This is a genomic window from Micrococcus sp. CH7 (assembly GCF_001595485.1).
Classification (GTDB): Bacteria; Actinomycetota; Actinomycetes; order Actinomycetales; family Micrococcaceae; genus Micrococcus; species Micrococcus luteus.
This window is the reverse complement of record NZ_LOSQ01000025.1, coordinates 1-8,266: the sequence shown is the minus strand read 5'-3', so window position 1 is coordinate 8,266 and position 8,266 is coordinate 1. Positions and strand designations below refer to the sequence as shown.

General features: G+C 69.0%; 8 protein-coding genes and 2 pseudogenes. 6 read left to right on the top strand and 4 right to left on the bottom strand.

The window, feature by feature from the left end:
* From AUV08_RS11795 to AUV08_RS07005, 4 genes and pseudogenes are all read left to right on the top strand, one after another.
* Positions 1-640 (top strand): annotated as a pseudogene (locus AUV08_RS11795) (IS5 family transposase); the annotation flags it as partial.
* A complete protein-coding gene (locus AUV08_RS07015; RefSeq protein WP_061867684.1) occupies positions 610-1,068 on the top strand; it encodes a GNAT family N-acetyltransferase in 459 nt (152 codons plus the stop codon). The pseudogene AUV08_RS11795 and the gene AUV08_RS07015, both read left to right, overlap by 31 nt.
* Positions 1,069-1,407: 339 nt before the next feature.
* Positions 1,408-2,829 (top strand): hemolysin family protein, encoded by a 1,422-nt coding sequence (locus AUV08_RS07010; RefSeq protein WP_061873162.1) that lies wholly within the window; start codon positions 1,408-1,410, stop codon positions 2,827-2,829.
* Positions 2,829-3,845 carry a CNNM domain-containing protein gene (locus AUV08_RS07005; protein ID WP_061873161.1) on the top strand — a complete coding sequence of 339 codons (1,017 nt, stop codon included), beginning with the start codon at positions 2,829-2,831 and terminating at the stop codon, positions 3,843-3,845. Before AUV08_RS07010 ends, AUV08_RS07005 begins: the two co-directional genes overlap by 1 nt.
* A gap of 453 nt (positions 3,846-4,298) precedes the next feature.
* Here the strand turns inward: AUV08_RS07005 and AUV08_RS07000 are convergent, their stop codons facing one another.
* Positions 4,299-4,688 carry a heavy metal-responsive transcriptional regulator gene (locus AUV08_RS07000; protein WP_036382791.1) on the bottom strand — a complete coding sequence of 130 codons (390 nt, stop codon included), beginning with the start codon at positions 4,686-4,688 and terminating at the stop codon, positions 4,299-4,301.
* A 56-nt stretch (positions 4,689-4,744) separates the two neighbouring features.
* Between AUV08_RS07000 and merA the strand changes: the two genes are divergently transcribed.
* A complete protein-coding gene (gene merA / locus AUV08_RS06995) occupies positions 4,745-6,208 on the top strand; it encodes a mercury(II) reductase (protein WP_049146770.1) in 1,464 nt (487 codons plus the stop codon).
* Between the two features lie 271 nt (positions 6,209-6,479).
* Here merA and AUV08_RS12065 read toward each other — a convergent pair whose 3' ends face one another.
* The 3 genes from AUV08_RS12065 to AUV08_RS06985 all read right to left on the bottom strand — a co-directional run bounded on the left by AUV08_RS12065 (position 6,480) and on the right by AUV08_RS06985 (position 7,970).
* A complete protein-coding gene (locus AUV08_RS12065; protein WP_002854087.1) occupies positions 6,480-6,620 on the bottom strand; it encodes a hypothetical protein in 141 nt (46 codons plus the stop codon).
* Positions 6,621-6,684: 64 nt separating this feature from the next.
* A complete protein-coding gene (locus tag AUV08_RS06990; protein ID WP_002854089.1) occupies positions 6,685-7,596 on the bottom strand; it encodes a cation diffusion facilitator family transporter in 912 nt (303 codons plus the stop codon).
* The gene (locus tag AUV08_RS06985; protein ID WP_041103922.1) at positions 7,596-7,970 is read right to left on the bottom strand and encodes a helix-turn-helix transcriptional regulator; all 375 of its coding nucleotides are present in this window, start codon (positions 7,968-7,970) and stop codon (positions 7,596-7,598) included. The genes AUV08_RS06990 and AUV08_RS06985 overlap by 1 nt, the downstream gene beginning before the upstream one ends.
* A gap of 78 nt (positions 7,971-8,048) precedes the next feature.
* Between AUV08_RS06985 and AUV08_RS06980 the strand changes: the two are divergent.
* Positions 8,049-8,183, top strand: a pseudogene (locus tag AUV08_RS06980) (ArsR family transcriptional regulator); the annotation flags it as partial.
* Positions 8,184-8,266: the final 83 nt, after the last annotated feature.

Here is an 8,266-nt window from a genome sequence, read left to right as displayed (position 1 = left end):
CCGCTGACGCCGAAGGCCTGATCGATTGGTCGGTCTCGGTGGACTCCACGATCGCCCGCGCGCATCAGCACGCGACGAACATCACCCGCCTCACAGGGGGATGGATCGAACTACAAGAATCCGTGTGAGGAGCCGGCCGATCACGGCATCGGGCGCTCCCGTGGCGGGCTGAGCACGAAGATCCATCAGCTCGTCGACGGGACCGGGCTGCCGCTGGTCAGCCTGATCACCCCCGGCCAGGCAGGGGACTCCCCGATGCTGCTTCCTCTTCGGGAGCAGCTGCGCGTGACCCGGCCAAGTAGGGCGGCCCCGGACCCGCCCCGAGGCCGTGCTGGGCGATAAGGCGTACTCCTCCCGGGCGATCCGCACCCACCTACGTGCCCGTGGGATCAAAGCGGTCATCCCCGAACCGGCCGACCAGCAGGGCCACCGCAGACGGCGCGGTGCCCGCGGCGGGCGCCCCGTCAGCCTCGACGCGGACGCCTACAAGGGCCGCAACGTCATCGAGCGTCAGTACGCGCACCTGAAGCAGTGGCGGGGTCTGGCGACCCGGTATGACAAGTACGCGATCGTCTACCGGTCCGCTGTGGTGCTGAATGCTGTGATCGCATGGTCCAAACGATTGTCAGACATGCCCTAGCCGACCCGGCCCTCTACCAGTACACCGGGGGTGAACCGCCGACCGTCGAGGGGCTCACCCGCCAGTACACCCTTCAGAGCCGGGGCCACTCGGCTGATGAGACCGAGACCTGGCTCAATCACGTGGTGGTATTCGAGACCTCCGGGGAAGCACTCGGCTACGTTCAAGCCACTATCCCGGTCTCTGGCCAGCCCGCCGAAATCGCCTGGGTCATCGGAGCACCGTGGCAACGCCAGGGCTGCGCCTCAGCAGCAGCTGCTCTCCTGCTGGCTGAACTCGCGGACATGGGCGCGAAACAGGTCATCGCCCATATCCACCCCGACCATGAGGCGTCAGTCGCCGTGGCCCGTCGTATCGGAATGAGCCCGACCGGCGAGGTCGTGGACGGCGAAGTCCGATGGGAGGGCCCGGTGACCCCCAGGGGATGACCGGCCCCTCCCCCACGTCCCCCGCCTTGGGGCGTCGAGGGCGTGTCTCCCAACGTGGCAGGGTATTGGGCGACAGGATGGAGTCGTGTCGCGTACTCATACCCGGCTGGACATCCTGGCGGGCAGATGCCCGATGTCGGCGGCGAGGCCACACCCCACCCTGCCCTGCGACCGGTTACCGGTGGTAATGTGCCGCCATTATTCATTCGACCCCTTTTGGAGCCCCTGAATACATGAGCGACGGCCCAGCCGCCTGCCCTGGTGACAGTCCGAGCGTCACCCCCACCCCACCCCGCAGCTGGCGGGGTCGCCTGCACCTCGTGGGGAGGTGACTCAGGCATGGATCCAGTCCTGACACTGATCCTCGGATCCCTCATCATCCTGGCGATCATCGCCGCCAACGGCTTCTTCGTGGCCCAGGAATTCGCGTACATGTCTGTCGACCGCGTCCGCCTGCAGACCGCCGCCAAGGCCGGCGACCGCGCCGCCGCCCGCGCACTGCAGGTCACTCGCCGCACCTCCTTCATGCTCTCCGGCGCGCAGCTGGGGATCACGGTCACAGGCCTCATGGTGGGCTACGTGGCAGAGCCGATGGTGGGTGCGGCCCTGACCGAGTTGCTCGGCGGCACCGCACTGCCTTCTGAAGTGGTCATCGCCATCTCCACGCTGGGCGTACTGATGGTGGCCACCCTGGTGCAGATGATCATCGGCGAGCTGTACCCCAAGAATTTGGCCATCGCCAACCCCGAGCCCTTGGCCCGCGCTCTGGCCAGGCCCACGCAGATCTACCTCGGCCTGTTCGGCTGGCTCATCTGGGTCTTCGACAAGGCGGCCGAGGTGCTGCTCAAGCTCCTGCGCATCGAGCCAGTGCACGACGTCGACAGCACCGCCACCGCCGAGGACCTGGACCGCATTGCCCTGGACTCCAGAGCGTCCGGATCCTTGCCCGCGGAGGTCTCCGTCCTGATCGACCGGGTGCTGGACTTCCCAGACCAGGACGTGCAGCACGCGATGGTGCCCCGCTCGCGTGTGGACGAGGTTCAGCCCCAGACCTCCCTGGCTCAGGTGCGCGACCTGATGGCCACCGGCCACACCCGCTACCCGGTGATCTCGAACGAACACGAACCGCTCGGGGTAGTCCACCTCACCGACCTGCTCGGTGAGACCCGGATGGCCCCGGACACCCCCGTGTCCGCCCTGATGCGCCCTGCACTGGTGCTGCCCACGATGATGTCCCTGCCCGACGCAGCCCGGGAGCTCGACGGCTCAGGGCAGCAGATGGCGTGCATCGTGGACGAGTTCGGCGGCTTCGTCGGCGTGCTCACAGTGGAAGACCTCGCGGAGGAGCTCGTGGGCGAGCTCACGGACGAGCACGACCTGCACCCCCAGGAGGAGATCACCGCCACAGGCCTGCACTCCTGGGTCCTGAGCGCAGAGGCCCACCTGGACGAGCTCGAGCGCCTCGTCGGGCACCCCCTGCCCGTGACCGAGGCCGAGTCCGCCGCCGGTCTGACCATCGACGCTCTGGGCCGTCTGCCCCGGGAAGGCGAGGTCATCACGATCGACCTGCCCGAGGACCCACGAGACTTCGGGGCTGAGGAGGTCTACGACCGCCACCTGCAGGTCGAGGTCCTCTCCATCCAACGCAGGGTCCCGGCTCGACTGCGGATCCACCCCATCGAGGTGCCCCGCTCTGACACCGCCGGCAGCCATGCCGCCCACGAGGCCCAGCCCGACGCCACCACGGACGAGGAGCGATGATGCACGGTCCACTGATCGTCATGCTCGTGACCACAGCGCTGATCGTGCTCAGCGCGATCTTCGTCATCATGGAGTTCTCCCTGCTGGGCGCCCGCCGGCACCGGCTAGAGGCCGAGGCAGGACGCAGCCGCGCCGCGCGGGCCGCTCTCAAGGGAGTCGACGAGCTGACCCTCATGCTCGCCGCAGCCCAGTTGGGCATCACCTTGTGCACCTTCGCCCTGGGGGCGATCACCAAGCCGGCCGTCGACGCATGGCTCGGCCCCGTCCTGGAGGACTGGGGCATCCCCGCAGCGGCAGCCGGAACCGCCTCCTTCGTCCTGTCCTTGCTGGCCGTGACCTTCCTTCACCTGGTCATCGGGGAGATGGCCCCCAAGTCCTGGGCCATTGCCCACCCCGAGACCGCAGCCAAAGCCGTGGCCGTGCCCGCACGCGCCTTCGTCTGGACCGTTCGCCCCCTGCTGCTGCTGGCCAACCGGCTGGCCAACCGCCTGGTGACCCTCAGCGGCGTCACCCCCGTGGACCAAGCCGCCGTGGGCGGCTACGACGCAGCGGCCATTCGTCAGCTGGTTGAGCACTCCGCCGCCGCCGGCACCCTGGACCGGCAGAACCATGAAGCCTTGGCCGGTGCCCTGGACCTTCAGACCCTCACTCTCGGGGACCTCCTCCCCCAGGGTCAGCACCCGGTCAAGGTCGCCCCCGACGCCGACGTCGAGGCGGTCCAGAATGCCGCTGCGTGCTCAGGGCACTTGCGTATCCTGGTCCAGCCGGACCATACCCCTGAGAGCGTTCCGGGCGTCGTCCACGTGCGGGACACCCTCACGATGGAGCCTTCTGCGCCAATCCAGCCGCTTATCCAGCAGGCTCTGACGCTGCCCTCCACCACACCGTTGCACGAAGCACTTGCCTCCATGCGCCGCAACAGCCGCCAGCTGGCCGCAGTGCCCCAGGACAACCGGTTCACTGGGGTCGTCACCCTCACCGACGTCTTGCGCGGAGTGTTGCCCCGCGCGGCTTGAGTCCACACCTCGGCAACACCACCGCGGGGGCCGCTGAAACGGCCCCCGCGGTGGTGTGGACAAAGAATCAGAATCGGCACAGTGGCCTCGCCCCCCATTCCGGCCTCAATGGGCTCAGTCATGCTCCGACTCACGGGCGTGTAACGGCTAAATCGGTCGTTTGTGGCGGCTGCTCGGTGTGCCGCCCGGTGTCATGTGTGGCTTGCGCCGCTATATGGCGGGGTTCTGTCGGAGCTCAGTGGCGGCCTCCAAGCACGCGGGCAAGAGGGCGCTGCGAGTGAGGCTCACGTTCCGCAAGCCGATCCTTCACCGGGACAGCGGCCGACGGCAGGCCGGAGGAATAGGCGTCGCGATAGGGTGCACCCCGCGCAACAGAACCGTTGCGAAAGGTCTAACACCCCAACGCAACAGAGTGGGCCGCCATGCGCTGCCACGGGCCCGTGAACTTCGGTGTCACAGGTAGCGGCAGACATCCTCGGGGGAGCACGTGGCCGGGTCGCCGGCGGCGGCGTCCTCGCGCAGGTCGGCGATCGTGGTGCGTAGCTGCGCGAGCTCGGCGAGTTGCCGGTCGATCACATCAAGGCGGGTGTCGAGCAGGTCGGTGACGTGCCGGCAGGGGGCCTGCCCCCGGTCGCGGATGTCCAGCACCTGACCGATCTGGGCCAGGGTCAGCCCGGCCGCTTGCCCCCGGCGGATGAAGTCCAGCCGGTCGAGCACCTCGGCGCCGTAGTCCCGGTAGCCCGCCGGGGTGCGGTCCGCGGCGGGTAGCAGCCCGACCTCCTCGTAGTACCGCAGGGTCTTGCTCGTCGTGCCCGACGCCCGAGCCACCTCACCGATCCGCATGCCACTCATTCTCCCCCTTGACCTTCCAGTGCACTGGAAGGTCGATCCTGAGGGCGATGAAGGAGGAGTTCATGACGGCAACGGCTAACAGCAGGTCGTATGACCTGGCAATGATCGGGTTCGGTGGGGCGGCGTTCGCGGCCGCGATCCGCGCCACCAACCTCGGCAGACGGGTGGTGATGATCGAGCGTGGCACCGTCGGCGGTACCTGCGTGAACACCGGGTGCGTGCCCTCCAAGGCCTTGCTCGCGACCGCCGAGGCCCGCCACGTCACACTCGACGCCTCCCGGTTCCCCGGCCTGCCGCTCCCCGAAGTCCGGCCGGTCGACATGCCCGCCTTGATCGCCGGCAAGGATCGGCTCGTCGGGTCACTGCGTGGCGAGAAGTACCTGGACCTGGCCACCGAGTACGGATGGGATCTCCACCCCGGGGACGCCACGTTCGTCGGCACACCCAGCGAGCCGGCACTGCGCGTCACCGGCCCTGACGGCACGGTGGAGACGGTCCGGGCCGCGCACTACCTCATCGCCACCGGCTCCAGGCCCTGGGCGCCGCCGGTCCCCGGCCTGCAGGAGGCCGGTTACCTGACCTCGACCACCGCGATGGAACTGGACCACGTCCCGGAGTCGCTGCTGGTCATCGGCGGCGGCTACGTCGCGATGGAGCAGGCCCAGCTCTTCGCTCGGCTCGGCGTCCGGGTCACCATGCTGGTCCGCTCACGGCTGGCGTCCCAGGAAGAACCCGAGGCGTCCACCGCCCTGGATGAGATCTTCACGGACGAAGGCATCCAGATCATCCGCGGCGCGGTGCCCAGCGCGGTCCGCCGCGACCCGGCCACCGGCGAGGTCACGGTCACTGCCACCACCACTGACGGCTCACAGGAACTCCGGGCGGCCGAGGTACTCGTCGCCACCGGGCGCCGCCCGGTCACCGCCACGCTCGGTCTCGACACCGTCGACGTGCGCACCGGCGACCACGGCGAGGTGGTTGTCGACAGCCATCTGCGCAGCACCAACCCGCGCGTCTGGGCTGCCGGTGACGTCACCGCCCACCGTCAGTTCGTGTACGTCGCCGCGGCCCACGGCGCCCTCGTCGCCGACAACGCCCTCACCGGCGCCGGCCTCGAGGTCGACTACCGCCACCTGCCCCGGGTCGTGTTCACCAGCCCCGCCCTGGCCGCCGTCGGGATGACCGAACGGCAGGCCTCCGCTGCCGGGATCCGCTACGACAGCCGTGTCCTGTCACTCGCGCACGTCCCACGCGCGATCGTCAACCGCGACACCCGCGGGTTCATCAAGATGGTCACCGACGCCGACACCGGCCGCATCATCGGCATTACCGCCCTGGCCCAGGACGCCGGCGACCTCGCCGCCGCCGGGGTCTACATGCTCGAGGCCGGCATGACCACCAGCCAGGTCGCCAACCTCTGGAGCCCCTACCTGACCATGGCCGAAGGCCTCAAGCTCACCGCGCAGGCCTTCACCACCGACATCGCCAAGCTCTCCTGCTGCGCGGCGTGAACCTGCCCCGCACACAGGGACACCGATAGGGGACCGCCTCGCCCCGGGGCGCGAGACAAGAAAATGGGCGCCGATCAGCCCTACTTACTGGCACCCCTGCGTATCGGACCTGCAACCACCGGGGAGTTCAGTCGATGCAAGAACTCCCGTCCCAGGCCTATATCTGGACGTCTTCACGACCTCTACGTGCTCGACCCGACGAGGACAGCACTGGACGACGCGATGACCGCCTTGCGGCGCCGCCATGAGGCCGCGGTCCGTTTGGGCCGCGTCACCGCACCACCATGACCACGATCGTCACCACGTAAGCCGCGGCGACCAGACCGATCCCCAGCAGGGTGAGCACCACCCCGCGCCGGGCCGGCCGCTGGCCCTCGTCCGGCCCGGGGCCCTTGCCGTGCTTCGCGGTCATCGCGCGCTCCTAAGACGTTGCTCAAGCATGTGCGGCTCTCGCGAGCGGGCTTCCGTGCCGAGTGCTACCAGCTCAGGTCGTGACAGCCGTCGCTGCCGGCGCCCTCCACCTGCAAGGTGGCATGGGCGATACCGTAACGGTCGCGCAGCACCCGGCGCGCGCCGGCAAGCACGGCGCCGTGGTCCGCGCCCTGGTCAGCGACCAGGTGGGCCGTGGCCACGTTCATCCCCGACGTCAGGGTCCACAGGTGCAGGTCGTGGACCTCCTCCACCCCCTCGACCGCGTCCAGGTCACCGGCGACGTCCTCCGGGTCCACCCCTTCCGGGGCGTGCTGGCCCAGCACCGCGATCACCTGCCTGCCCAGAACCACCGCCCGGATGATGACGAAGACCGCGATGAGCGCCGCGACCACGACGTCCCAGATCGGCTGGCCGGTGAGGATGATCAGCACGCCGGCGACCATGACACCCACCGACCCGGCGGCGTCGGCGATCACCTCGTAGTAGGCGCCCTTGACGTTCAGGCTGTCCTTGGCCCCGCTGCGCAGCAGCAGCATGGAGATGATGTTGATCACCAGGCCGGCGAAGCCGACCGCGAGCATGGCGCCGGAGGCCACCTCCGGCGCGTCGCCCAGCCGGCTGATGGCCTCGACCACCACGTACACCCCGACCGCGAGCATCGCCAGCACCGCCAACGCCGAGGCGAACACCTCGGCCCGGTAGGAGCCATAGGTGCGTCGCCCCGTGGAGTCCGGCCGGCTCGCGATGCGCGTCGCCAGCAGCGCCGCACCCAGCACCACCACATCGGCAGCCATGTGCCCGGCATCCGACAGCAGCGCCAACGACCCCGACACCAGCCCCGCGACCAGCTCGATCAGGAAGAAGCCCGCCGTCAGGGCGAACGCCCCCGCCAGCCGCCGACGGTAGCGGCCACCGGCATGCCCGGTCGCCGGGGCATGGCTGTGTCCCGCCCCCATCAGCCCTGCCCCTCGTGGCGGGCGTGCTCACGGGAGACGTCCAGCAGCATCCGCACATGCCCGTCAGCGAGGCGGTAGTACACCATCCGCCCCTCCCGGCGGTTCTCGACCACCCCAGCGGAACGCAGCACCCGCAGCACCTGGGACACCGACGCCTCCGCGACATCGACCGACGCCGCCAGGTCACACACGCACAGCTCGCCGGCCTCCAGCAACGCATACAGCACCCGGGCACGGCGCGGGTCCCCCAGGAGCTTGAACAGCCCGGCCAACCTGCCGGCCTCGCGCTCGTCGGGGATCCTCTCCCGGGTCAGCGCCACCTTCTCCGGATGGACGGCGGTGACCTGACACGAATCCAACGGCGTCACACTCATGCCACGACCATACACCTATGCAGATATCAGCAGCGGGAGCCACACACGAGAGGTCAGCAGGTTCTGTATGGTCAGCGCATGCTGACTATTGCTTCGCGGCTGGACGTGATGAACCGGCTGGGCCGGGCGATGGCCGACCCGACCCGCTCCCGCATCCTCATGACACTCCTCGAGGGCCCGAGCTACCCGGCGGTACTCGCCCGCGACCTAGGGCGTGTCTGAGAATAGATGCACGAGTCAGCTGAGACCCTGGGGACATGTCCCGGTTCCAGATGCTCTCTGACACCCAATGGGAG

Bases quoted from the DNA above. Each gene is read 5' to 3' on its own strand.
- AUV08_RS06990 (WP_002854089.1), bottom strand. From the start codon at position 7,596: ATGGGGGCGGGACACAGCCATGCCCCGGCGACCGGGCATGCCGGTGGC.
- AUV08_RS06985 (WP_041103922.1), bottom strand. From the start codon at position 7,970: ATGAGTGTGACGCCGTTGGATTCGTGTCAGGTCACCGCCGTCCATCCG.
- AUV08_RS07000 (WP_036382791.1), bottom strand. From the start codon at position 4,688: ATGCGGATCGGTGAGGTGGCTCGGGCGTCGGGCACGACGAGCAAGACC.
- AUV08_RS07010 (WP_061873162.1), top strand. From the start codon at position 1,408: ATGGATCCAGTCCTGACACTGATCCTCGGATCCCTCATCATCCTGGCG.
- AUV08_RS07015 (WP_061867684.1), top strand. From the start codon at position 610: ATGGTCCAAACGATTGTCAGACATGCCCTAGCCGACCCGGCCCTCTAC.
- merA (WP_049146770.1), top strand. From the start codon at position 4,745: ATGAAGGAGGAGTTCATGACGGCAACGGCTAACAGCAGGTCGTATGAC.
- AUV08_RS12065 (WP_002854087.1), bottom strand. From the start codon at position 6,620: ATGACCGCGAAGCACGGCAAGGGCCCCGGGCCGGACGAGGGCCAGCGG.
- AUV08_RS07005 (WP_061873161.1), top strand. From the start codon at position 2,829: ATGCACGGTCCACTGATCGTCATGCTCGTGACCACAGCGCTGATCGTG.